Source organism: Streptomyces tagetis (assembly GCF_018069565.1).
GTDB lineage: Bacteria > Actinomycetota > Actinomycetes > Streptomycetales > Streptomycetaceae > Streptomyces > Streptomyces tagetis.
This window is the reverse complement of sequence record NZ_JAGPNL010000001.1, coordinates 1,894,169-1,917,890: the sequence shown is the minus strand read 5'-3', so window position 1 is coordinate 1,917,890 and position 23,722 is coordinate 1,894,169. Positions and strand designations below refer to the sequence as shown.

Annotated in this window: 19 protein-coding genes and 1 pseudogene; 10 read left to right on the top strand and 10 right to left on the bottom strand. The window is 73.0% G+C overall.

Annotation, left to right across the window (positions count from 1 at the left end):
- Positions 1-6: 6 nt before the first annotated feature.
- From J5Y05_RS08225 to J5Y05_RS08200, 6 genes are all read right to left on the bottom strand, one after another.
- Positions 7-837, bottom strand: coding sequence for an ABC transporter ATP-binding protein (locus tag J5Y05_RS08225; RefSeq protein ID WP_210869537.1), 831 nt, complete (start codon positions 835-837; stop codon positions 7-9).
- 40 nt (positions 838-877) lie between these two features.
- A complete protein-coding gene (locus J5Y05_RS08220; RefSeq protein ID WP_210869535.1) occupies positions 878-2,005 on the bottom strand; it encodes an ABC transporter substrate-binding protein in 1,128 nt (375 codons plus the stop codon).
- A 34-nt stretch (positions 2,006-2,039) separates the two neighbouring features.
- Positions 2,040-2,441 carry a nuclear transport factor 2 family protein gene (locus tag J5Y05_RS08215; protein ID WP_210869533.1) on the bottom strand — a complete coding sequence of 134 codons (402 nt, stop codon included), beginning with the start codon at positions 2,439-2,441 and terminating at the stop codon, positions 2,040-2,042.
- Positions 2,438-2,749 (bottom strand): hypothetical protein, encoded by a 312-nt coding sequence (locus J5Y05_RS08210; protein WP_210869531.1) that lies wholly within the window; start codon positions 2,747-2,749, stop codon positions 2,438-2,440. Before J5Y05_RS08210 ends, J5Y05_RS08215 begins: the two co-directional genes overlap by 4 nt.
- 8 nt (positions 2,750-2,757) lie before the next feature.
- Complete coding sequence (locus J5Y05_RS32435; RefSeq protein WP_210869529.1) at positions 2,758-3,834, bottom strand: class I SAM-dependent methyltransferase; 1,077 nt, start codon at positions 3,832-3,834, stop codon at positions 2,758-2,760.
- Positions 3,835-4,153: 319 nt separating this feature from the next.
- Entirely contained in the window at positions 4,154-6,184 is a 2,031-nt protein-coding gene (locus J5Y05_RS08200) for an oxidoreductase (protein WP_210869527.1), read from the bottom strand.
- A gap of 841 nt (positions 6,185-7,025) precedes the next feature.
- Between J5Y05_RS08200 and J5Y05_RS08195 the strand changes: the two genes are divergently transcribed.
- Both J5Y05_RS08195 and J5Y05_RS08190 read left to right on the top strand, forming a co-directional pair.
- Complete coding sequence (locus tag J5Y05_RS08195) at positions 7,026-8,291, top strand: alpha/beta fold hydrolase (RefSeq protein WP_210869525.1); 1,266 nt, start codon at positions 7,026-7,028, stop codon at positions 8,289-8,291.
- Positions 8,292-8,320: 29 nt separating this feature from the next.
- Entirely contained in the window at positions 8,321-9,409 is a 1,089-nt protein-coding gene (locus J5Y05_RS08190) for an alpha/beta hydrolase family protein (protein WP_210869523.1), read from the top strand.
- 325 nt (positions 9,410-9,734) lie between these two features.
- On the opposite strand, the gene J5Y05_RS08185 is transcribed toward J5Y05_RS08190, so the two are convergent.
- Positions 9,735-11,078 carry a COG1361 family protein gene (locus J5Y05_RS08185; protein ID WP_210869521.1) on the bottom strand — a complete coding sequence of 448 codons (1,344 nt, stop codon included), beginning with the start codon at positions 11,076-11,078 and terminating at the stop codon, positions 9,735-9,737.
- Between the two features lie 190 nt (positions 11,079-11,268).
- Here J5Y05_RS08185 and J5Y05_RS08180 point away from each other — a divergent pair, with 190 nt between their 5' ends.
- On the top strand, positions 11,269-12,126 hold the full coding sequence (locus J5Y05_RS08180) for a GNAT family N-acetyltransferase (RefSeq protein WP_210869520.1): 858 nt from the start codon (positions 11,269-11,271) through the stop codon (positions 12,124-12,126).
- 73 nt (positions 12,127-12,199) lie between these two features.
- Here J5Y05_RS08180 and J5Y05_RS08175 read toward each other — a convergent pair whose 3' ends face one another.
- The gene (locus tag J5Y05_RS08175; protein WP_210869518.1) at positions 12,200-13,141 is read right to left on the bottom strand and encodes an MBL fold metallo-hydrolase; all 942 of its coding nucleotides are present in this window, start codon (positions 13,139-13,141) and stop codon (positions 12,200-12,202) included.
- Positions 13,142-13,262: 121 nt separating this feature from the next.
- Positions 13,263-13,907: a TetR/AcrR family transcriptional regulator gene (locus tag J5Y05_RS08170; protein WP_372450469.1), complete on the bottom strand. Its 645-nt coding sequence runs from the start codon at positions 13,905-13,907 to the stop codon at positions 13,263-13,265.
- Between the two features lie 341 nt (positions 13,908-14,248).
- Between J5Y05_RS08170 and rox the strand changes: the two genes are divergently transcribed.
- Positions 14,249-15,673 carry a rifampin monooxygenase gene (gene rox / locus J5Y05_RS08165; protein ID WP_210869838.1) on the top strand — a complete coding sequence of 475 codons (1,425 nt, stop codon included), beginning with the start codon at positions 14,249-14,251 and terminating at the stop codon, positions 15,671-15,673.
- Positions 15,674-15,785: 112 nt separating this feature from the next.
- Here the strand turns inward: rox and J5Y05_RS08160 are convergent.
- A pseudogene (locus J5Y05_RS08160) lies at positions 15,786-16,289 on the bottom strand (cupin domain-containing protein); the annotation flags it as partial.
- Positions 16,290-16,428: 139 nt separating this feature from the next.
- Between J5Y05_RS08160 and J5Y05_RS08155 the strand changes: the two are divergent.
- From J5Y05_RS08155 to J5Y05_RS08130, 6 genes are all read left to right on the top strand, one after another.
- Positions 16,429-16,863, top strand: a complete 435-nt coding sequence (locus tag J5Y05_RS08155) for an RrF2 family transcriptional regulator (RefSeq protein WP_210869516.1) — start codon at positions 16,429-16,431, stop codon at positions 16,861-16,863.
- Between the two features lie 98 nt (positions 16,864-16,961).
- A complete protein-coding gene (locus J5Y05_RS08150) occupies positions 16,962-17,861 on the top strand; it encodes a DsbA family oxidoreductase (protein ID WP_307853773.1) in 900 nt (299 codons plus the stop codon).
- Positions 17,862-18,328: 467 nt separating this feature from the next.
- Positions 18,329-19,900: an ABC transporter substrate-binding protein gene (locus J5Y05_RS08145; RefSeq protein ID WP_210869514.1), complete on the top strand. Its 1,572-nt coding sequence runs from the start codon at positions 18,329-18,331 to the stop codon at positions 19,898-19,900.
- A 76-nt stretch (positions 19,901-19,976) separates the two neighbouring features.
- Positions 19,977-21,002 (top strand): ABC transporter permease, encoded by a 1,026-nt coding sequence (locus tag J5Y05_RS08140; protein WP_210869512.1) that lies wholly within the window; start codon positions 19,977-19,979, stop codon positions 21,000-21,002.
- Between the two features lie 2 nt (positions 21,003-21,004).
- Positions 21,005-21,895: an ABC transporter permease gene (locus J5Y05_RS08135; protein ID WP_210869510.1), complete on the top strand. Its 891-nt coding sequence runs from the start codon at positions 21,005-21,007 to the stop codon at positions 21,893-21,895.
- Positions 21,892-23,673, top strand: a complete 1,782-nt coding sequence (locus J5Y05_RS08130) for an ATP-binding cassette domain-containing protein (protein WP_210869508.1) — start codon at positions 21,892-21,894, stop codon at positions 23,671-23,673. Before J5Y05_RS08135 ends, J5Y05_RS08130 begins: the two co-directional genes overlap by 4 nt.
- The last annotated feature ends 49 nt before the right edge of the window (positions 23,674-23,722 follow it).

The following is a 23,722-nucleotide window of genomic DNA, read 5'->3' as shown; positions in this document are numbered from 1 at the left end:
GCCCCATCAGTCGATCACGCCTTGGGCGTTGAAGAAGGTGCGGATGCGCTCGACGTGGACGCCGGCCCGGTCGGAGGCCATGACGCTCAGGTCGCGCGGACGGTCCAGGTCGATGTCGATCACCTCGGCGATCCGGCCGGGGCGGGGGCTGAGCACGACGACCCGGTCGGAGAGGAACACCGCCTCGGGGATGGAGTGGGTGACGAGGACGACGGTCTTGCCGCTCTCCCGCCAGATGCGCAGCAGCTCCAGGTTCATGTACTCGCGCGTCATGGCGTCCAGCGCGCCGAACGGCTCGTCCATGAGGAGGACCGCCGGGTCGTGGACCAGGGCCCGGCAGATCCCGGCCCGCTGCTGCATCCCGCCGCTCAGCTCGTCGGGGTACTTGTCCTCGAACCCGCCGAGCCCGACCATCTCCAGGAGCTGGTCGGCCCGTTCGCGGTAGACGGTCCGGTCGAGGCGCTGGACCTCGACCGGGACCATCACGTTCTGCCGGATGGTGCGCCAGGGCAGGAGGGTGGCGGCCTGGAAGACCATGCCGATCTCGGGCAGCGGACCGTCCACGTCGCGGCCGGCCACCCGGACGGTGCCCTCGCTGCGGGGGATGAGCCCGGCGAGGATCTTCAGCAGGGTCGTCTTGCCGCACCCGGAGGGCCCGACGACCGAGACGAACTCACCGCGTCCGACCGTGAGGTTGATGTCGGACAGCGCGTGGGTCGGTTCGGACTTGCGCGGGCGGTAGACCTTGTGCAGCCCGCTCAGCTCGATCCAGCGCTCGTGGTCGGCTTCCGCGGCTGCCGCCGCGCGCGGGCGGCGCCCGAGGGTCCTGATGGCCATCGTGGCCTCCTTGCCTTCCTGCTCCTGGCGTCGCCGCCGGTTACTTGGTGGCGCTCTCGGCCTTGCCGATGACGGCGGCGGCGTCGAAGTCGTTGGCGTCCTTCAGCAGGCTGTCGTTCCACAGGGCCTTGAGGTCGGGGTCCTTGGTGATGGTCCCGGCGGACTTCATGTAGTCGCCCGTCCTGGTCCATGCCTCGTCGCCGATGGCGCCCCAGTCCTTGAAGGAGGCGGGTTCGCCGGTGGCGGGGGTGGCCGTCGCCACCCAGGTCCTGAGGATCTCGGTGTCGTTCTCGATCCGGTCCTCGGCCTTCTGGCCGGAGAGGATGGCCGGGAAGACGGCGTACCCGTCGCGCATGGCCGCCTCGGGGTTCACGGCGGAGAAGAGCATGCCCTTGTACGAGGCGCGCAGGAAGCGGGTGATCTCGTCCTTCCTGTCGCGCAGGGTGTCCTCGCGCACCACGTAGGTCAGGGAGCGGATGCCGTCGAAGCGTTCGCCGTTCTCCAGGTAGGAGAACTTCTTCCCGGTGAGTTCGAGGGTGGTGTACGCCTGCGTGTAGAGGGCCAGGGCGTCCACCTTGCCGCTCTCCAGGGCCGACAGCGCCTGGCTGCCGACGCCGACCGGCACGAGGTCGACGTCCTTGTCCGGGTCGAGTCCGCCGTCCTCGGCGAAGGCGCGGGCGTACGGGGCGGAGCCGGACGCCAGGCTGATGACGCCGATCTTCTTGCCCTTGAGGTCCGCGGCGTTCTTGACCGGGCTGTCCGGCTTGGTGGCGATGCGCCAGGGCCAGTTCTGCACGAGGCCGCCGACGGCGACGACGGGGACGCCCTTCTCGCGGGCGGCGAGGATGGCGCCGGCGTCGGAGGGGGTGATGTCGGCGCTGCCGGACGCGACCGCCTGCACCGCGGCGACCGAGCCGTCGGTGTTGATGGTCTCGACCTTGAGGTTCTCCTCGTCGAGGAAACCTTCCCGCTTGGCGACGGAGTAGGTGGCGACCTCCTCTTTGGGGCCGATGACGGCGGAGGCGATGGCCAGTTGGATCGTGGCGGCCTTCTTCCCCGAGCCGGAGTCGGCGGACCCGGCGGAGTCGGAGGCCCCGCCGCAGGCGGAGAGGGCGATCATGGCGGACAGCGTCAGGGCGCCTGCGCCGGCTCTCAGGGCGTGCTTCATGGTGCGTACCTCTGCTGTTCGGTGGAGGAGACGGTCAGCCGCTGACCGGGGTGCTGACCCCGCTGTCGGCGAGGTCGTTGTAGACGTGCTGCTCGGCGATGAGTCCGTCGCGCAGGACGAACACGTCGGCGTAGCGCACGCCCTCGAAGGGACGGCCGCTCAGGTCCTCGCCGTAGAGGGTGCCGAGCGAGGTGACGGCGACGAGGCCGTCGTGGGTGGTGCCGACGTGGTAGCGGTCTCGGCGCTTGCGCACCCACCGGTACCGGCCGCGCTGGCCGGCGGCCATCTCGGGCAGCGAGCCGTAGACGGCGCCGCCGGGGAAGACGATGCGGGCGCCGGGCGCGAGCATCCGCTGCGCCTCGTCCAGCCGGCGGTCCTCGCAGAGCTGGAGGAAGAGGTCGACCGCGTCGGCGTGCGGGAGCCGGGCGGTGTTCATCGGCCGGTCTCGCGCAGGGTCGACTCCCACTGGTCGCGCAGCGGGTGTTCGGCGGGGCCGCTCTCGGTGATGACGCGGACGAGGCGGGCGAGGACGGCGTCGCGCTGGTGGTCCAAGACGCGCTGTTCCTCCTCGGTGGGCTCCAGGGCGTCGAGTTCGCCGGCGGTGAGCACGCCGTGGCGGACGAGGAGCGCCTCCATGGCGTGCAACCGCTGGTGGGTGACGTGGAGTTCGGTGCTGCTCTGGAGCACGAGGTCGAAAAGCTTGCCGATGTTGCGGTCGCGGAAGTAGTCGAACTCTTCGGACACGGCGGGCCTCAGTTCTGCGGCTTGGTGGCGGTCAGGACGGCCCAGGGGAAGTGCCATTCGCGGCGTTCCCCCCAGCCCTCGGGACGGACTCCGTCGCGGCGTTCGTCGAACGGGGTCCAGCCGGCGCCGGTCAGACCGGCCTCGGCGCAGACCGCCGGGAGGTCCGCGGCGAACAGGTCGCGGAAGAAGGGCTCGTTGTTGCGTTCGGCGTGCTCGTGGATGGTGGCGTCACGGAAGGCGTCGCCGGTGGGGTGGAACTCCAGGAAGCTCATGGTGCCGCCGGGCTTGAGCAGCCGGGCCGCCTCGGCGACGGTCTCGCGGACCGCCTCGGCGGGCATCTCGTGGAGCACCATGGTGCCGGTGACGACGTCGCAGGAGCCCGCCTCCAGGCCGGTGGCGCGGCCGTCGCCCTGGACGTAGTGGATGGCGGCGCCGTCGGCCTCGGCCTCGGCGTGCGCCAGGCGCAGTCCGGGGGCGGCGAAGTCGATGCCGATGACCTCGGCCGCCGGGTACCGGTCGGCCAGCGGGCGGGTGCTCTTGCCGAAGCCGCAGCCGATGTCCACGACGCGGGAGGCCGCGGGCAGTTCGGGCAGCGCGGTCTCGGTGAAGAGCCGGTGGAACTTGTAGCCGTCGTTGTCGCGGAGCATGACGATCCGCGCGCCCAGCTCGTACACGTAGGCGCTCAGGTCGTCGGAGTGGAAGCTGCCGGGCTGGATGTGGATGTCGTAGTCGGTGTACCAGGCGGGCAGTTCGGTCTCCGGGGCGAGCCGCAGGTCGCCCTTGGGGTGGTCCGGGAGGTCGTGGAGCTGCCGGCGCAGGGTCTCGGCGCGGCCGAGGACGGCCTCGCCGACGGTCTTCCACAGCATCTTCTGCTGGACGCGCTCCAGGTGGCTGTACCAGGGGTACAGGCTGAGCCGGTGGAGGCGTTCCACGGCGCCGTCGATGTCGTCGGCGGCGGGGCCGGTCGAGCGGTACTCCTCGGCGAGGGCCGGGTAGACGGTGTCGGCCCAGCGCTTGCGCAGGGCGAGGACGAAGTCCACGCGGGAGCGTTCGTCGAGCGTGAGCTGGTTCTCGATGTCGATCACGTGTCTCTCCTGTTCGGGCATGTCTGCGGTCGTGCGGTGGCGGGCCCCGGGGTGGGGACGGGGTGGTCGTCCGGGGGGTGGGGGCCGGTGCGGGGTACGACCGGAGGCGCCGGGCCGGTGCGGGGACGCGGCGTCGGCGCCGGGCGGACGAGCGGTCCTGGGGACGGGGTACGTCGAGGAGCGCCCGGGTGGGGAGAGGGGCCGGCGGACCGGCCTGCCCGTCGTCGTGCCGGGGAGTGGGGCACGGGGCGGACGGGCGGGAAGAACTCTGTTGTCCCGACCGGCTGTCGGCGGCCGGTCACGTGGTGCGGGTGGCGCGTCAGGGGGTGTGGGCGAGGAGTTCCGCGCCGGTGACGGCGTCGGTCAGGAAGGTTCCGGCGAGCCGGCCTTCGTACACGGCCTCCAGCGCGGTGCGCGGGGCGTTGGCGTCGCCGACGACGTGGACGCGCGGGGCGTCGTCCCGGGCGTCCAGCTCCCGGTAGAGCCCGTCGTCGGCCACCGGCAGTGCCACGTCCACGACGGCCGTGACGCCGGTGAGTTCTTCGGTGTGGCCGCTGAGCGTGTCCCGCAGGACGACGGTGTCCCCGCGTGCCGTGTGGACGTCCCGCATGACGTGGGAGCGGGTCCCGAGTTCCCCGAGGCGCCGGGTGAGCGCCAGCCGGGAGTACGTGGTGATCTTGGAGGCGAAGGAGGCCGTCGGGGACAGGACGTGGACGCGGGCACCGGCGCGGGCGAGGGCCTCGGCGAGGCAGGCGGCGGTCCACGTGCCCTGGTCGTCGCGGACGAGGACCGTGCCGCGCAGCGGGGAGGTGTCGTCCCCGAGGGCGGCGACCGTCTCCAGGACGTCGAACACAGGGGGTCCGCCGGGCAGTTCGCGTCTGCCGGGGCGGGCGCCGGTGGCCACGACCACGTCGTCGTACCCGTCGAGCCGGCCGCCGGGCAGCAGATCGGCCGTGCTCACCCGCTCCCCGAACCGTATGTCGACGGCGCTGTCGGCGAGTTCGCGGGCCAGGTCGGTGACCATCAGGGCGAGCCGTTCCCGGCCGGGCACGGTGGCCGCGACGGCGATCCCTCCGCCGAGGGCCGCTCCGGCCTCCGCGAGGGTGACCTCGTGTCCGGCGCGGTGGGCGGAGAGGGCGGCTTCCATGCCGGAGGGTCCGGCGCCGACGACCAGGACGCGCCGGGTGCCGGCGGGGCGGGCCGAGCGGAGCCGCGCCCAGGCGCCTTCGTCGCCGACCTCCGGGTTGACGACGCAGGCGATCGGCAGGCTGGCCTCCAGGCGTCCGACGCAGCCCTGGTTGCAGGCGATGCAGCCGCGGACCTCGTGGGCGCGTCCCTCCTCGGCCCGGCGGACGAGGTGGGGGTCGGCGATGTGCGGGCGGGCGAGTCCGACGAGGTCCGCTTCTCCGGACGCGACGAGTTCGGCGGCCTCGGGGAGGCTGTCCAGCCGGCACACGGCGAGTACGGGGAGGGCGGGGATCTCCTTCTTGAACAGGGCGGCGTGGTGCCGGAAGTGGGCGTGCCGGAAGCTCATGTCCGCCATCTGCGTGGCGAGGGAGTAGCTGCCGTGGTAGGCGGCGTGGCTGGCGTGGACGTAGAGGAGCGGGAACTCCTGCCGCAGCCGGTCGACGATCCCGACCATGTCGGGCGGGGTGAGTCCGCCGGGCAGGAACTCGTCGGTGCTGACGCGGATGCCCAGGGGCAGGCCGGGCGCCTGGGCCACGACCTCGGCCAGCACCTCGCGGGCGAAGCGGAGCCGTCCGTCGGCGCTGCCGCCGTAGGCGTCGGTGCGGGTGTTGGTGAAGGGGGACAGGAACTGTTCGATCAGGTGGCCGTGGCCGAGGTGGATCTCGACGCCGTCGTAGCCGGCCTGCCGCATGCGCCGGGCCGCGGCGCCGAAGGAGCGGACGACCAGGGCGATGTCCGAGCGGCCCATGGCGTGCGGGATGTGGGTGCCGGCGGCCCACGGTGTGGTCCCAGGCGACCAGGCGGCGGTGCGGGTGGCGTCGCCGTTGGCCTGGCGGCCGGTGTGCAGCAACTGGGCGAAGAGCCGTGTGCCGTGGGCCTGGACGGCCTCGGCGACGGCCGCGTAGGCGGGTATGGAGTCGTCGTCGAAGCTGCCGAGGCTGATGTGGCGGCCGGCGCTGGTGGGGTGGACGCGGATGCCCTCGGTGATGATGAGCCCCACTCCGCCCCTGGCCCGCTCGGCGTGGTAGGCGGCGTGACGTTCCGTCGGGTGGTTGGCGTGGCCGAAATTCGTGGTGTGGCCGGGGACGAAGACCCGGTTCCGCAAGCGGACGGGGCCGAGGTCGACCGGTGAGAGCAGGGCCGTGATGTCCGAGCTTGTCACGCGTGATCCCCTCCCCATTCGAGGGCCGGAGCCCATCGGCGTTCCATTGGCCGGTACGCCGTTCGATTGGGTGGAACAGTAGGAAGGGTCCACGACCCCGTCAATCATTACTTCACGGTAACTTGGAATCTCGACATCCTGCCGATTCCCGGCACTCGATCCCTCACGTTCCGGCCAGGGGGAACGGGGGTTGGGGGGCGGATGGGGCGGCAGTGGCCGGCGCGGCGGGTGGCCGGGGTGGCAGCCGCTCACGGCATCGGCAAGGGGGCACCCCTGGCTTAGCGCTCCCGTCACCGCTCGCCACCTCTGCCGGTCAGAGCCGCCTTCTCGAGTCTCTGCGACTGCCGTGGCGACAGCACCCCGAAGGGGCCGGCGGTCGGCGGCCGGGCCGTCGTGGCGTGCCGGGCGGCGAAGCCGGCCCCCCGAGGAACCCACAAGCCCCTCCCGTGTGACGTGGATCACCTAACCCGCCGACCGCTTGGGGCGTCTCAGAGGTGACCCTGACCGCGTTTCCGTCAGTCCACCGAGGAGACCGAAGTTGAGACTTCGACGACGACATGCCACCACACCAGCGGTGAGTCCTCGCATGCCGCAGGAGCGGAAGACCCGGGGAGAGCGCCTGATCCCCCACCCGCGCACCGCTCGGCAGCACGGCCGGGCACCGTTGCGCCGGCTGCTGGCGGTCGCGGCGGGGGTGCTTCTCATCGCCGGTACCGTCGAGCCGGCCGTCGCATCGTCCGATCCCCTGACATGGGCACCGTGCGCCGACCGCCCTGAATTCGAGTGCGGCACACTGATCAGGCCGATCGACCCCGACCGCCCCGATGGTGGCACTTTCCCCATGGCCCTGGCCCGCCACCGTGCGACCGAGCCCGACCGCCGCATCGGTGTACTGGTGGTCAACCCGGGCGGACCTGGCGAATCCGGCGTCGACTTCACGTTCGGCGCGCAGTTCTCTTTCACCCCGGAGGTGCTGGCGCGTTTCGACATCGTCGGTTTCGACCCGCGAGGCGTCGGACTCAGCCAACCGGTGCGCTGCTCCACCGAACTGTACTTCGGCGGACCCACGACACATCCCGCCGACCGGGCCGGGTTCGAGAGGCTGCGCGAGCACGGCCGGCAGGTTCGCGAGGACTGCGCCCGGCGCTCCGGGCCGATCGTGGACCACCTCTCCACCGACGACGTCGTGCGCGACATCGACGCCCTGCGCCAGGCGCTGGGAGAGCGGAAGATCAGCTACTACGGGCTGTCCTACGGCACGGTCATCGGCCAACGCTACGCCGAACGCTACGGCGACGACCTGCGCGCGACGCTGCTGGATTCGGTGGTGGACCGGGGCCTGAACGCTCACGACTACGTGGCGGTGTCCGCCCGAGCCGCCGGGGACGTGTTCGAGGAGTGGGTGCGGTGGAACGCCCGCACCCACTCCTCACCGCTGCACGGGCAGGACGTCGAAGCCCTGTGGGACGGCCTGATGGCCAGGGCGGCCCGGGGCGAACTCGCCGATCCGGACGCTCCGGAGAGCCTGATCACCCCGTACGACCTCGGCGGCACCCTGACCACGGCGGGCTACGGTCCGGACTGGGCCGACCTCAGCTCGTGGGTACTGTCACTGCACGAGGGCGGTGCAACAACCCGGCGGTCCGCGCGTGCGGATGCCCTGGACGACACCCCGTCGTACGCCACCGCGTTCAGGGCCGTCTCCTGTGCCGATCTGGGCTTCCGCGTGCGCGACTTCGCCGAGTACGACGCGCTGACGCGGGTGGAGAAGCAGATCTCCCCGCGCACTGTCGGCTCGACCCGCGGCAACGCGGCGCTGACCAACTGCCTCGGCAGCCCCGAAGCCCGTAACCCCCAACGACCGGGCACCATGCGGACGCGAGTGCCCACCCTGCTCCTCAACAGCAGGCACGACCCCGCAACCCCGCACGAGAACGCGACCGCCGTGCAGCGCCAGCAGGGCGAGGCGGCCGTACTCGCGACCTACGAGGGGGCCGGGCACGGCGCGTACGACCGCAGCGACTGCACCCGGCAGGTCGGCGACAACTACCTGCTGAAGCTGACAGTGCCGCGCAACGGGTTCTCGTGCCCTTCAGCAGACCAGTGACACCCACACCGACAAGGGGACATATCGACATGCGATTCGGCAGGCTGAGAATCCTGGGGCTCGCCGTGGCCATCATGACCGCCCTGATCACCACCCCGGCGCCGGCCGCGACGGGCGCCGCGCAAGACGGCACCTCTCGGATCGAGTACACGCTGGGAGACACGGCCTTCACCGTTCCCGGATTCCTCGACGAGGAAAGGGAGAAGGAGGCCCGGATCGAGTTGACCGCTGTCGTCCACTATCCGCGGTCCTCACGAGGCCCACACCCGGTGGTGATGCTCGCGCACGGCTTATGGACCACATGCGACGACGACGCATGGCTGGGCTGGCCCTGCCCGGCGGGAATACCGCCGACCCGGAGCCACATCGGCTACGACTACCTTGCGAAAGCCCTCGCGGAACAGGGGTTCGTCGCCGTTTCCGTAGGCGTGAACGGCATCAACGCGGGTGAGCTGGGAACACCCGCGGACATGGCGCGCGCCGCGCTGGTCAACAAGCACCTGGAGATGCTCCGTGACGCGAACGACGGCCGAGGACCGCTGGCCGAGCACGTGCGGGCGTTGCGTGGCAAGCTCGACCTGACCAACGTCGGGCTGATGGGACACTCCCGCGGCGGCAGGGGCGTGGTCTGGCAGGCAGCCGACATCCACGCGGCTGACCTCCCCCGCGGAGTCCGCCTGCGGGCAGTGGTCCCCCTCGCTCCTGCCGACTACCACGTTCCCGATCCGGATTCACCCGAGCACCTCGACTACCGCATCACAAAGATCCCGTTCGCCGTGCTGGCCGGGGACTGCGACGGGGGCGCGGCCATGAACCGCCGCACTTTCGCGAAGAACGCGGCCGGGCGGAACACGGCCCCCTTCTACGAGGTGGACCTCGCCGGCGCGAACCACAATTTCTTCAACTCCGAATGGGCATACGACAACGACACCAGTTGCGCCCCGCAGGACACCTGGAACGCGCCCCAGGTGCAGGACGCCACGAGCCGGTACATCGTGTCCTTCTTCCGGTTCCACATCCTCGGTGACCAATCCGTCGAAGACACCGTCCTCCACGGATTTCCGGGGGTCCGGGTCACCACCCATCAGCCGGTGGGCCGACTGACCTCCGGGAGGTGACCGCGGAGCCCGCCGCCTCTCCGGACACGATCTGACACGCACCTCGTTCCCGACCGGCCCCGACCTGCCCCGGCGCCTTGCCGTCGGCGGTCCGTTCCCACGCCGAACCGGGCCGCCTTGGGTGCGTGAGGACGTGCGGGGGTACGTCGCCGGGAGGCCCGGGAAGCCGGACGGTGTTCACAGACGACACCGGTTTCTTGAAGAGGGAGCGGTCTCGGCCGGTGTCCCGCCACGGCAGCCGGACAGTCGGGACAAGCAAGAGGAACCGAGCGGTGGTCTCCTCCGAGACCGGAGGAGACCACCGCCGACCGGACGGCGGGGACGGTCAGTTGACCGTCAGGACCGCCGTGTTGTTCGAGTCGTCCGGGTCGTGGGTGAAGTCACCGAACGCGGGGTGGATGCTCACGGCACCGGTCGCGCCGGGGATGACGGAGTCGATGCGCAGCGAGAAGTCGTAGGAGCGCTCCGTGTCCTCCAGCACCCAGAACCGCAGGGCGCAGTCGTAGCGCGGGGCGCCCGTCTGCCGGGGGAGGTAGGTGCCGTCGAGGGAGCGCGGGGAGCAGCCGTCCGGGACGCCGGTGACGGTGGTGCCCTCGGGGACGATCAGCCGGACCTTGGCGACCGGGTCGCCGGAGACGCTGTCGCCGAGCCAGCCGGGTCCGTTGTTCCTGAAGGTGAGCCGGGCCCTGACGGTCTGGCCCGCCTCCCCGGAGACCGCGTCGCCGGTGACCGAGAAGTCGGCGGTGCTGTCGGCCCCGATCAGCAGCGCCAGGTAGTTGTCCTCTCCCCGCAGGTCCTCGGCGCCGTCGCCCGGGTCGACGATGATGTCGAGCCGCTCCTCCAGGGCGTGCCGGGTGAGGGTCACCTTCAGCGGCTCGGGCAGCTCGAAGGTGTCGCCCGGCGCCAGTTCCCGGTCGAAGAAGCACTCGGCGCGGGTCATCGGCGCGTAGTCGTCGCCGCTCGTCCGGGAGTACGTGCAGGCGTCGTACCGGGTCAGCTCCTCCAGCCCGTACGAGGCCCTCATCGTCACGGTGATGCCGTGCGCGGTCGCGTCGCCGTGGTTGGCCAGCTCGAAGGGGAGGGTCTTCTCGTCGCCGGGCTCGGCGTGCCGGATCGGGGCGACGTCGGTGATCGCCAGGTCGGGGCCGCTGGCGACGGTGAGGGTGGTGTCGAAGCTGTGGTGAGGTGCGACGAGCGTGCCGGAGGGGCCGCCGGTGGCGGTCGCCTCGTAGGTGATCCGGCCCTCTGCACCGGCCGCCGCTCCGTCGGCCGCGCGGACCATGAGGCGGATCTGCGCGGTGTAGTCGGGCCCGATGACGGGCACCACGGGCACGTCGCACACGGCGGTCGTCCCGCTCGGCGCGCAGTTGTCCGGCCAGGTCACCTCGGCGACGCCGGCGAGCCCGGAGACGTCGACGGTGACCTTGCCGTCGGTGATCGTGAAGTTGCCGTTGTCGTGGTAGAGGCCGATGTCGAGCGGGCGGGTCTGCGGTCCGCCGCCGTCCGCCCCGAGCGGCAGGGCCTGCCGGTACGGCGGGTTGATCCACAACTGGTCGGTCTGCGGCTCGTCCGCGAACGCCGGTGCGGCGAGTGAGGCCGTGAGCAGACCGGCCACGGCGACGGCACCGGCTCCGCGGCGCGGCGAGCGCCCGGCAGAGACACGTCTCATGTTTCCCCCCAGGGGTGTGAGCGGATGACGGGCGCACCGGGGTTCCCGAGGCGCCGGTTACCTGATCAACGAGAGGCACGGAAGGTTGTACTGCCTTTTCCGACAAGGGAGTTGGCGCTACGTGGCCGGATACCGCGTCCTCTGCCGGCGCCGGGTCGACCTCCGCCGGTGCCGTCGAGGATCATGAGGCATGCGAGCGGACGGATGGCACCAGGACGATGACGTCGACGCGTTCCTCGGGCGGGCCGGAGGCTTCCTGCGAGCGCGGCCGGTGTGGCACATCGTGCAGTTGACCGCGCTGGCGCGGCTGCGCTCGCCCATGGCGGCCATGTACGGCGAGGGTCCGCACGTCTTCGGCCGGCTGGAGCACGCGGGCGAGGTGCGGGCGACGTTCCACCGGCTCTCCCGCGGCGGGCTGGTGCTCACACCGCTCGGCACGAAGCAGGCCGACGACCTCGCCGCCCACCTCGTGGCCCAGGGGCACGCGCCGCCCTATGTCAGCGCCGCCCAGGAGACCGCCCTCGCCTTCGCCGACGCCTGGCGACGGCACACGGGGGCGACGGCCACGCTGCGGGTCCGGCTGCGCCTGCACCGCCTCGGCGCGCTCACCCCGCCCGAGCCCTTCCCGGCGGGCCGGGCGCGACCGGCCGGGGACGGCGACGAGGAGCAGGTCATGCGCTGGTGCCGGGAATTCGCCGCGGACGTCGGGGAGTCCGTCTCGCTCACCGCCGCGTCGTGGGCCCGCACCCGGTTCGCCGACAAGCGGTACACCTTCTGGGAGACCCCGGACGGCACGCCCGTCTCCATGGCGGGCGTGAACCCGACGATCGCCGGGCAGGCCCAGGTGGACCCCGTCTACACCCCGGCCGGCCTACGGGGGCGCGGTTACGCCGCCGCCGTGACCGTCGAGGTGAGCCGCGCCGCACTGGCCTCGGGCGCCGAAGGGGCCGTGCTGTTCACCAACGCGGCGAACCCCACCAGCAACGCCCTCTACCGGCGGATCGGGTACCGCCCCGTCACCGACTGGGCGGTGTACGACTTCACGTAGGCCACGGAGCGCATCGGGGCCGCCTCTCCGTGCTGCGCCGCCGCTCCCCCTCCCCCCGCCGCTCCCCCGTCGGTCACCCGGCCGGCGCCCGGGGGAAGCCCGCCCAGGCGGCGATGGCGAATCCGTCGCCCTGGCGCCGGACTTCGGCGCCCCCGTGTCCGGGCCAGTGGGCCGGGATGACGAGTTCGCGCTGCTCGGCGGCGCGGGAGAGGTAGGCGCGGCGGGTCCGGGCGGCGAGTGCGGGGTCCTCGCAGAAGCAACTGCTCCACTCGGGGTGGAGGACCTGGACGGGGCTGTGCAGCATGTCCCCGACGAAGACGGCCCGGTCGGTGCCGGAGCGGAGGGTGAGGACGCTGGAGCCGGGGGTGTGGCCCGGTGCCGCCTCCAGTCTCAGGTTGCGGTCGATGCGGTGGCTGCCCTCCCACACCACCGCCTGCCCGGACCGGTGCACGGGCTCGATGCTGTCGCGGAACACCAACTCGGCGCCCTCCCGCCGCAGTCGCTCGAAGGCGTCACGCGGGGGCCTGCGCCGGTCCTCCCTGGCCGGGTCGAAGTACACGTCGTCCAGGCGCGGGACGAGGTACGTCGCCTCGGGGAAGGTCGGCACCCAACGGCCGTCGCACCAGCGGGTGTTCCAGCCGACGTGGTCGTAGTGGATGTGGGTGTTGACGACGATGTCGACGTCCTCGGGGGCGACACCGGCCGCGCGCAGCCGGTCGAGGAACGGGGTGTCCAGCCCGGCGAACTCCGGGACCTGCGGCCGGTCGCGGCCGTTGCCGATGCCGGTGTCGACCAGGATGGTCTGGCCCTCACTGCGCAGGACCCAGGTCTGGACGTGGCAGCGGTAGGCGTCGTCGTCCGGCGTCCAGAAGTCGGGGGCCAGCCACCACTCGTTGCGCCGCCAGGTCTCCGCGTCGCTGTCCGGGACGATGAAGCGGGCCGTGCGGACAGGGCCCGACCACTCGACGACGCGGGTGACCTCGACGTCGCCGAGGACGATGGTGTCCGGGGGCACGGCGGGGTCCTCCTGTCGGCCGGCTCGATGCGGTAGGGGTGCGCGCGGCGGGTGCCTCCCGTCGCTGTCCGGCGCGCGCTGTTCTCCCTCCACTCTCCCTCCACTCTCCTTCAACTCTCCCTCAACTCTGCCTCTCGGATGCCGGATACGGAGCGGCGTGCGGGCGCAGCGCGTCGACGACGAGGTCGAGGAGCCGGCCGGTCCGTTCCGGCGTGTCGCGGCTGCCCGGGGACGAGAGGACGCCCAGGAGCAGGGCGACCGCGTCGTCGGCGTCGACGTCCCGGCGGAGCGCGCCGGTCCGCGCTCCGGCAGCGAGGAAGAGCGTGACGGTGCCGGTGACCCGTACCCTTCCGGCTTCGGTGACGGCGCCGTCGGGCACCGTACCGGCCGGGCCGCTCCTGGCCGCGGCGAACCGCGCGTACCGGTCCAGCCAGGCGCGCAGGGCCGCGTCGGGCGGCAGGGCGGCGAGCAGCGCGGGCGCCTCGGCGGTGACCTCGTCCAGTTCGGCGGCGTAGACGGCCTCGACGAGCGCCCGGCGGTGGGGGAAGTGCCGGTAGAGCGTGCCGATCCCGACCCCCGCCGCTCGGGCGATGGTTTCGAGGGGGACGACGGTGTCCGTGGGGACGGTGAAGGCGGAGCGGGCGGCGGCGAGGAGTTTCTCCCGATTGCGTCGCGCGTCGGCTCGGGCGGGAATGCGGGGAGTGACGAAGGGGCCGGGACGGCGGGGAAGGCCGGGATGGGGGTGTGCCGGGGCGGGCGCGATCACAGCGGAGGGACCTCCGTCGAAAGGACGCTGATATGACGGTCGGCCGATGAAGGGGCCTCCGTTTCGGTCATCGTCCCACGTCACGGCCGCTTTTCACGGCGCCGCGCCCGGCGACGGCAGGGTCCCGAAAGCGAAGTTTCCCGAGAGCGAGGGGACCGGAAGGCAAGGGGTCGGGAAAACGAGGGGACCGGAATGCGGTCCGGGAAATGAAAAAAGGAAAGGGACGGCCTCGCCGTTCCTTTCCACTCTCAACTTATAGCGCACCGGGGGGCTTGCCGCAAGGCCCCCTCCGTGCCGCAGAATCACCGGCCTACGACGGACCCGAGGTGGGGACATTGACGATGTACGACGTGATCGTCGCGGGCGGCGGGCCGACCGGGCTGATGCTCGCCGCCGAGCTGAGGCTCGCCGGTGTGCGGACGGTCGTGCTGGAGAAGGCGGCGGAGCCGGCCACGTACTCCCGGGCGCTCGGCCTGCACGTGCGCAGTGTCGAGGTGATGGACCAGCGGGGGCTGCTGGAGCGGTTCCTCGCGGCCGGTGAGCGGTTTCAGGTCGGCGGCCCGTTCGCCGGGGTGGCGCTGGCCTGGCCGGAGCGGATGGACACGGCGCACCCGTACGGGCTGGCCATCCCGCAGGTGACGACGGAGCGGCTGCTCGCCGAGCACGCCGTGGGGCTGGGTGCCGAGATCCGGCGCGGCTGCGAAGTGGTCGCTCTGCGCCAGGACGCGCAAGGGGTGGACGTCGAGGTGGCGGACGGCACGCGGCTGCGGTCCCGGTACCTCGTCGGCTGCGACGGCGGGCGCAGTACGGTGCGCCGGCTGCTCGGGGTGGGGTTCCCCGGGGAGCCCGCGCGGGTCGAGACGCTCCTCGGCGACATGGAGCTGACCGCCTCCGCGCGGACGCTGGCGGAGGTGGTGGCCGAGGTGCGCCGGACGCAGTTGCGGTTCGGCGCGGTGCCGCTCGGCGACGGGGTGTACCGGGTCATCGTCCCCGCCCGGGGCCCGGCCGGGAGCGGGGCGCCCGCACCGACCCTGGAGGAGTTCAGGGAGCGGCTGCGGGAGGTGGCGGGGACCGACTTCGGCGTGCACACACCGCGCCGGCTCTCCCGCTTCGGGGACGCCACCCGGCTGGCGGAGCGGTACCGGACGGGCCGGGTGCTGCTGGCGGGCGACGCGGCGCACATCCACCCGCCGACCGGCGGCCAGGGGCTCAACCTCGGTATCCAGGACGCGTTCAACCTGGGCTGGAAGCTCGCCGCCGAGGTGCGCGGAGACGCGCCCGAGGGTCTGCTGGACACCTACCACGCCGAGCGGCACCCGGTGGGCGCGCGGGTGCTGGCCAACACGCGGGCGCAGATGACGCTGCTGGGGACCGATCCGGGGGCGGTGGCGATGCGGGAGCTGTTCGCGGAGTTGGTGGCCTTCCCGGACGTCACCCGGTACCTGACGGAGACGATCACCGCCGTCGGGGTCCGCTACGACGTCGGCGCGGACGGCGAACCGCTCGGCCGGCGGATGCGTGACCTCCCGCTGAAGCGGGGCCGCCTGTACGGGCTGATGCACCACGGACGGGGGCTGCTCCTCGACCAGACCGGCCGGCTCTCGGTGGCGGGGTGGCAGGACCGGGTGGACCTGGTCGCCGACGTCAGCGAGGAGCTGGACCTTCCCGCGGTGCTGCTGCGGCCGGACGGCCACGTGGTGTGGGCCGGTGAGGACCAGGAGGACCTGGCCCGGTGCCTGCGGCGGTGGTTCGGCGCCGCCGGGTAGGGCGTCATCCGCGGGGCTCGTCGCGGGGAGCGGGGTCGCGGGCCGGCACGTACGTCCGCCAGGGCGCCGCCGCCCGCCCGCTCTCCGGAGCCCCGGGCAGGTCCGGTCGGTCCTCCGTGGCCGGAAGGGCGTACAGGTGGGGCAGGTTCACCACGATCGCCTCCTGGGTCGAGCGGGCGATGACCACGACGGCCTCCTCGGTGGGGTCGGGGTTCTCCTCCCGGTGCGGCACGAAGGGCGGGACGAAGATGTAGTCGCCGGGCGAGGTGCGCAGGCGCACCTCCCGGGGCCCGTCGCCCGAGTCGTCCAGGAAGACGAACTCCGGGTGCCCGCTGACCACGTGGATGGCGGTCTCGGAGTCTCCGTGGTGGTGGTCGGAGGAGGAGGTCTCGGGCGCCACGTGGGTCTGTCCCATCCACAGCTTCTCGGAGCCGGTGGTCTTCCCGCTGACGGCCGCGAACCGGCGCATCCCCCCGGTCTGCGCCGTGTCGCCGTCCAGGGCGTCGGCGCGGATGTGGTGCAGGCGGGTGTGCGGGGGCGCCGCCGGGCGGTCGTCCGCGGCGGCGTGGAGGTGCGGGTGGAAGCCTTCGCCGGCGGTGGTCAGGGGCTCGCTCATGGCCGGGACGCTAGGGCGGCGCGGAAAAGGATGTCAAGAGGTGTCCTATGGGGTTCATCTGCGGCAATGTTGCCGCAACAGAAAGCGGGTTCGAGTGGAGGCGGCACTCGCGCGGGGCCGGTCGGGCATGATGGACGCCATGCAGATCTCCGCGAAGGCGGACTACGCCACGCGGGCCCTCCTGGAGCTCGCCCGTGAACCCGGCCGTCCGCTCACCTGCGAAGCCATCGCCTCCGCGCAGGAGATTCCCTACCGTTTCCTGAAGTCCGTGGTGGGCGAGTTGCGCAGAGCGGGCCTCGTCCGCAGCCGGCGCGGCTGCGAGGGGGGTTACTGGCTGGGCCGGCCCGCCGACGAGGTCACCCTCCTGGACGTGGTGCGCGCCGTCGACGGCGAGGTCCTGAGCCTGCGCGGCCGGCCGCTGGACACGCTGAGCTACCCCGGCGCCGCCGCTCCCCTGCCCGGTGTGTGGCGGCAACTGGAAGCGGGTGCGGCGGCGGTCCTCGGCGGGCTGACGCTGGCCTCGCTGCTGCCCTCGGGCGCACAGGACCGGCGGCCCGAGGTGGGCGCCGCGTGACCCGCGCTCCGGACCGGCCGCCGCCACCCGGGCGGGACGCCCCACGGCCGGCGTGCGCGGGGGCGCCGTCCGACGCGGACCGGGGCGGTGCCGGCGAGGTGGTCACGCTGGAGGTGGTGGAGTACACCGATCCGCTCTGCCCCTGGGCCTGGGGCTCCGAGCCGGTCTTCCGCGGGCTCCGGGCGGCGCTGGCCGGACGTGCCCGGTGGCGGCGGGTGTACGCCGTCCTCTTCGACGACGGCGACGACCCCCCGCCCGACCCGGCGGCCGAAACCGCCTGGTACGCACGCCACGTGGCGGAGATCGGCGCGCACACCCTGGCCCCCCGCGCGCGCTCGCTGCGCCGGGTCGCGGCGAGTTCCTGGCCGTCCTCGCTGGCCGCCAAGGCGGCCGAGTCGCAGGGCCGGGACGTCGCGGAGCGGGTGCTGCGGCGGCTGCGGGAGAGCGCCTTCGTCCTCGGCGAACCGGCGGACACCCCGGAGCTGGCGCTGCGGTGCGTGCGGGGCGTGCCCGGCCTGGACCCCGTCGCGCTGGCCCGGGACGCCGCCTCCCCAAAGGTGCGGGAGCGGGTGCTCGCGGACCGCGCGGAGGCCCGTCGCCCGGTCCCCGAGGTGCTCTCCGTGCGCGGGCGGTCGCCGCATCCCGGCGCGGCCAAGGAGACCGCCGACGGGGAACTGCGGTACGCGTTGCCGACGTTGCTGTTCCGCACCGCGGCCGGACACCGGGCGGTGCCCGGCTGGCGGCCGTTCACGGCGTACGCCGCCGCCGTCGAGGAGCTGGGCCAGGGGCCGGTGGAGGAGGCCGCGCCGCTCGGTCCCGCCGCCGCGCTGGAGCGGTACCGGAGCCTGACGGAGCCCGAGCGCCTGGTGCTCGCCGAGGGCGTCTGGCCGCCGCCGGGGGCGGTGCGGGTGGACACCGGCCAGGGCCCGCTGTGGCTCCACCCGGACGAGGCCCGCCGGCACCCCGCCGCCCTGTCCGGCCCCCCTTCACCTCGCTGAGCTGCGGCCGAGCGCCGTTCCACCGAATGAGACACCAAAAGGTGTCCATTGACATCCGGCGCCGGCTGCCACCAGGATGTGCCGCATGCTCACGACGCACCCCGGCGTGATGTGCCGTTACGTGGACCTGCGGCGCACCTCCAGCGCCCTCTGTCGCTGACCGACCGCCACTTCGGCTCCCCGGCCTCCGCCGACCGACGACGACGGCACCGCCGCCGTCCGCCACCGCGCTGAACGGCCCGCCCGCGTCCTCCTCGCGCACTCCCCTCCGGCCCGCGCCGGTCCCGTTCGTGTCCCCGTCGACATCCGGCGGGGGCGAACTCCGCCCGCCCGAAGGCGTATCGAGGCTCCCGTCGCCCTGCCCGCGTGTCCGCGCACGGCTCCGGCGCGGGCGCCGGACCGCCCCGGTCCCGCCCGCCCTTGTCCCGCGGCGGGCCGGTGACCCCTTTCACAGAGAGAACACCGAGATGTCCGCACGACCGACGACCTTCCCCCGGAGACTCCGTCTCCGGCCCGCCCGGCGCCCCTTCGGCCCGCGGGCCGCCGCGCTCGGGGCCGTCGCCGCCCTCCTCGTCCCCGCCCTCACCGCCTGCGGGGGCGCCGCCTCCCCGGCCACCGGCGACGCCACGCTGAAGTGGGCCTCCTCCTACTTCCCGGCCCACTGGGACCCGGTGGTCTCGGGCAGCGGCGCCCAGTTCCGCCAACTCTCCCTCGTATACGCCTCGTTGACACGCACCGACGAGGACGGCAAGGCGGTCCCCGACCTCGCCGAGAGCTGGTCCTACAACGACAGGGGCGATCGCATCACCTTCACCCTGCGCCCGGGTCAGAGGTTCAGCGACGGCGAACCGGTCGACGCCGCCGCGGTGAAGGCCGCCATCGAGCGCGCCCAGAAGCAGGAGAACTCCGCGCTCTTCGGCGACCTGACCTCGATCGGCAAGGTGGAGGCGAACGGGCTGGAGGCGACGCTGCACCTCACCCAGGTCGACTACCAGATACCGCAGTTGCTCGGACAGCGCGTCCTCCAGATCGCCAGCCCCAAGGCGGCCGAGGACCCCGCGAAGCTCGACCAGCACCCGGTCGGCGCCGGGCCGTTCGTGATCGAGCAACTGGTCCCGGGCACCAAGGCGGTCCTCAGGAAGAACCCCGGCTACTGGGACGCGGCCGACATCCACATCGACCACGTCGAGCTGGTCTCCGCCCCCGACGCCTCGACGGTCGTCTCGGGCCTGCGCACCGGCGTCTACAACTTCGCCGACATCGACCCCAGTCAGGCGGACGCCGCGAAGAAGGCGGGCCTCGACGTCTTCGTCCAGCCCGGCTTCAACGCCGCCAACCTCAGCCTCAACGTCAACAAGGCGCCCTTCGACGACGACCGGGTCGTCGACGCGGTGCGGCACGCGGTCGACCGCCGGGAGTTCGTCGACAAGCTCACCTTCGGCTACGGCGAGGCGACCGACCAGCCCTTCCCGAAGGGATACGTGGCCTACGACCCGGAGTCCGAGAACGCCTACCCCCACGACCCCGCGAGGGCGAGGAAGCTCCTCGCCGAGGCGGGGCACCGGCCCGGCGACCTCAGGCTGGACCTCGTCATCCCCTCGGAGGACCCCCAGGCCGAGATCGTGCAGTCGCAACTGGCCGCGGTCGGCATCACCGTGACGATCCGGATCGACAAGAACTGGGCCACCCCGTTCTTCGCCAAGGACCTCACCTTCTCGCTCTACGGGACCACCGGCCGCGACTCCGCCGTCCAGACCCTCACCGCGCACTTCGGCCCCGACGGCCCGCTCAACCTCTCCACCCCGTACGAGCCGGATGGGTTCGAGGAGGCGGTGGCCAAGGTCCGGCAGACGCCGCTCGACGCGCCCGGGTACGCCGGGACGCTGCGGGCCGCGACCCGGGCGGGGCTGAAGAGCAGGGCGCTGGTGTTCACGTACGCCTCCCCGAACCTCTTCGCCAAGACGCGGGCGGTGTCCGGCCTGCCGAAGAACCCGGGGCACGTCGACTGGACCGGCGTGACCGTCTCCGGTGGCAACTGACCCGCGTCCGGGGCCGGTCGGAGCGAGCGGCCCCGTCACCGTCCATCCACCCATCGCACAGAGAGGGGGCAGCCCCGTGACGACGACCGCACCGCCGGTCACCCCTGTCCGCCGCCGGGTCGCCGTGGCCGGGGTCCGGCACGCGGCGGGCCGGGTCCTGGCCGTCCTCGCCCGGTCGGCCGCCGTCTTCGCGCCGGTCTTCCTGGTGGCGACCTTCGTGACCTTCGCCCTCCGCTCGCTGAGCGGACTCAGCCCGGCCCGCGTCCAGTTGGGAGAGGAGGCCACCCCCGAGGCCATCGAACGGGTCGAGGCCCAGTGGGGACTCGACCGGCCCTTCCTCACCCAGTACGGGGACTGGTTCACCTCGGTGCTCCACGGTGACCTCGGCACGAGCTGGGTCAACGGGGCCGACATCTCCACCCTCATCGGGCTCGGCCTGGGCGTGAGCCTCTCGGTCGCGACGTTCGCCCTGATCATCGGAGTGTTCGCCGGCTTCCTGCTCGGCACGGTCGCGGCGCTCCGGCGGACCACGGTGATCGACCGGACGATCACCGGCTTCGTCACCGTGATCTCGGTGATGCCCGCCTTCGTCGTCGGCATCGTGCTGGTCTCGGTCCTCGCCGTCGGGCTGGGGTTGTTCCCCTCGGCCGGCTACGTCCCGGCGGAGCAGGGTGCCGGCGCCTGGCTCGCCCACATCACGCTGCCCGCCCTGGCCCTCAGCTTCGACGTCGTCGCCGACGTGGCACGCCAGCTCCGCTCCAGCCTCGTCGGCGCCTACCAGGAGAACTACGTGACCGGCGCGGTGGTACGCGGACTGAGCCCGCGGCGGATCTTCTTCACCCACGTGCTGCGCAACGCCCTCGGGCCGACGCTCGCCACCCTCGGGCAGAAGTTCCCCGCCCTGGTCGGCGCCTCCGTCGTCACCGAGTGGATCTTCGGTCTGCAGGGCTTCGGCAGGTTCGCCAACGACTCCGCCCAGGCCGGTGACGTACCCGCCGTACAGGGCGTCCTGGTGGTCTCGATCGCCCTGGTCGTCTCCTTCAACCTCGTCGTCAACCTGGTGCTGGCCCACGTGACGCCGGCCTCCCGGCGGGGGGTGTGACCATGGTGCGCCGCGTCCTCGCGCTCACCTCCGGACGGATCGCCGTCGTCATCCTCGCCGTGATCGCGCTCCTCGCGCTGCTCGGCCCCTGGCTCGCACCGCAGGACCCCCTCGCCACCGGCGACCACGCGCTCGCCGCCTACTCGGCCGGCCACTGGATGGGCACGGACCACCTCGGCCGCGACGTGCTCAGCCGTCTGCTCGACGGCTCCCGGGTCAGCGTCCTCGGCTCGCTGGAGGTCGCCCTCGTGGCGCTCGTGGCGGGCGCGGTCCCCGGCATCCTGTCGGTCCACCTCGGCCGGGTCTTCGAATGGCTGACCCTGCGCATCGCCGACACCCTGGTCGCCCTGCCCTTCCTGCTCTTCGCCATCGCGGTGATCGCCCTGCTCGGCAACGGCATCACCCAGGCCATGCTGGTGACCGGCACCCTGGTCTCGCCGCTCTTCTACCGGGTCTCCCGCGCCGCCACCCTGGCCGTCGCCCGCTCCGCCTACGTGGAGGCGGCGATCGTCTCCGGCGCCTCCATCGGCTGGATCGTGCGCCGCCACGTCTGGGCCAAGGTGCTCCCGCCGATCGCCGTCGCGCTCGCCCAGACCGTCGGCGTCGGCTTCGTGATCGTCTCCAGCCTGACCTTCCTCGGGATCGGCGTCCAGCCGCCCGAGCCCACCTGGGGCGGGCTGCTCGCCTCCGACCTGGGCTACCTCGGCCACCGTCCCTGGGCACCGGTGGCACCCGCTCTGCTGATCATGATCACCGTCTGGGCCTGCAACCTCCTCGCCGACGCGATCCGTGACGTCTCCGGAGAGGCCGGCCGGGCGCCGGCCAACGACCGCAAGGCCCGCGCCCACCGCCGCGAGGCGGCCGGACCCCATCCCGCCGGAGGTTCCCGATGAGCCCGCTCTCCCCCGACACCCTCACTCCCCGTCCCGAAAGGCCCCGCCCCGAAAGGGCCCGCCCCGAGACGGCCCGCCCCACCGACGACGGCGGCTCCCCGGAGGCCGCGCCCGTACTGGCGCTCCACGACGTCCGCGTCACCGACCGGGCCGGCGACCGGGAGATCGTCCACGGCGTCACCTTCACGCTGACCCCCGGCAAGGCGGTCGGCATCGTCGGGGAGTCCGGCAGCGGCAAGACCCTCACCTGCCGTGCCGTGCTCGGCATCCTGCCGCCGCACTTCGAGGTCTCCGGCGGACGCGTCGACCTCATGGGCGAGGACACCGCGACGAAGACGCCCCGGCAGTGGACGGACCTCAGGGGCTCCACCATCGGCGCCGTCTTCCAGGACCCCGCCTCCTACCTCAACCCGGCGATCACCGTCGGCGCGCAGATCGCCGAGGTCCTGCGGGTCAAACGGGGACTGAGCCGCCGCGCCGCCCGCCGACGCGCCGTCGAACTGCTCGCGGCCGTACGGCTGCGCGACCCCGGACGCGTCCACGGCCAGTACGTCCACGAACTCTCCGGAGGCATGCTCCAGCGCGTCCTGATCGCCGCCGCCGTCGCGGTCGAGCCCCGGGCCCTCATCGCCGACGAGGCCACCACCGCGCTCGACGTGACCGTGCAGGCCGAGATCCTCGACCTCCTCGCCGATCTGCGCGAACGGACCGGACTGGCCCTCGTCGTGGTCTCCCACGACCTCGCCGTCGTCGCCCACCTCTGCGACGAGGTCCTGGTGATGCGGCGGGGCGAGGTGGTCGAGCAGGGCGAGACCCGCTCGGTGCTCCACCACCCGCGGCACCCCTACACCCGCCTGCTCGTCGCCGAGCACGAGCAGTACGGGCTGGACCGGTTCCGTCACCCCTCGGGAGGCGTCATGACCACCCCGGCCGTGAAGGCCGCGCGCGAGGCGGAGCCGGGGGCCGTCCTGGAGGTGACCGGCCTCGACGTGCACCACGGCCGGGGGCGCGCACGCCGACGGGTCCTGCGCGACGTCACCCTGGGCATCGCGCCCGGCGAGATCGTCGGCCTCATCGGCGAGACGGGCTCCGGCAAGTCGACCCTGGCCCGCGCCGTCCTCGGCCTGGTCCCCCCGTCGGCCGGCTCGATCCGCGTGGCCGGGGAGGACGTGGGCGCGTACGGGCCCCGCCAGTGGCGTGCGCTGCGCCGCCGGGGCGTGATCCAGTACGTCTTCCAGGACCCGCTGCGCAGCCTCGACCCGGACCTCACCATCGAGGACTCGCTCGTCGAACCGCTGCTCATCCAGGGCGTGCGGCGCAAGGAGGCCGCCCCGCGCGTCCGTTCCTTCCTCGACCGGGTCCGCCTCACGCCCGACCTGCTCGAACGGCTGCCCGCGGAGCTGTCCGGCGGACAGCGCCAACGTGTCGCCGTGGCCCGCGCCCTGGTCACCGGGCCCCGGCTCGTCGTCCTCGACGAACCGGTCAGCGCCCTGGACTCCGCCAACCGCGTCCAGGTCCTGGAGATCCTCAAGGAACTCCGCGCCTCGGGGGTCGCGCTCCTCCTCATCTCCCACGACCTCGGCTCCGTCGCGGGGACCGCCGACCGCGTCGCCGTCCTCCACCGGGGCGAGCTGGTCGAGACGGGCGCCGCCCGCGACATCGTCAACCACCCGGTCCACCCCTACACCCGCCTGCTGCTCGGCTCCGCGCCCACCCTGCGGGGCCGCCCCGCCGGCCGCGCCGAACGCGAGGCGCTGCGCGCCCTGCCGGCCGACTGAACCAACCCCCTCCACGCCACGCCCCCACCCCCACCCCCGCTTTCGCTTT

Bases quoted from the DNA above. Each gene is read 5' to 3' on its own strand.
- rox (WP_210869838.1), top strand. From the start codon at position 14,249: ATGTACGACGTGATCGTCGCGGGCGGCGGGCCGACCGGGCTGATGCTC.
- J5Y05_RS08145 (WP_210869514.1), top strand. From the start codon at position 18,329: ATGTCCGCACGACCGACGACCTTCCCCCGGAGACTCCGTCTCCGGCCC.
- J5Y05_RS08180 (WP_210869520.1), top strand. From the start codon at position 11,269: ATGCGAGCGGACGGATGGCACCAGGACGATGACGTCGACGCGTTCCTC.
- J5Y05_RS08185 (WP_210869521.1), bottom strand. From the start codon at position 11,078: ATGAGACGTGTCTCTGCCGGGCGCTCGCCGCGCCGCGGAGCCGGTGCC.
- J5Y05_RS08215 (WP_210869533.1), bottom strand. From the start codon at position 2,441: ATGAACACCGCCCGGCTCCCGCACGCCGACGCGGTCGACCTCTTCCTC.
- J5Y05_RS08195 (WP_210869525.1), top strand. From the start codon at position 7,026: ATGGCCCTGGCCCGCCACCGTGCGACCGAGCCCGACCGCCGCATCGGT.
- J5Y05_RS08225 (WP_210869537.1), bottom strand. From the start codon at position 837: ATGGCCATCAGGACCCTCGGGCGCCGCCCGCGCGCGGCGGCAGCCGCG.
- J5Y05_RS08220 (WP_210869535.1), bottom strand. From the start codon at position 2,005: ATGAAGCACGCCCTGAGAGCCGGCGCAGGCGCCCTGACGCTGTCCGCC.
- J5Y05_RS08190 (WP_210869523.1), top strand. From the start codon at position 8,321: ATGCGATTCGGCAGGCTGAGAATCCTGGGGCTCGCCGTGGCCATCATG.
- J5Y05_RS08155 (WP_210869516.1), top strand. From the start codon at position 16,429: ATGCAGATCTCCGCGAAGGCGGACTACGCCACGCGGGCCCTCCTGGAG.
- J5Y05_RS08130 (WP_210869508.1), top strand. From the start codon at position 21,892: ATGAGCCCGCTCTCCCCCGACACCCTCACTCCCCGTCCCGAAAGGCCC.
- J5Y05_RS08135 (WP_210869510.1), top strand. From the start codon at position 21,005: ATGGTGCGCCGCGTCCTCGCGCTCACCTCCGGACGGATCGCCGTCGTC.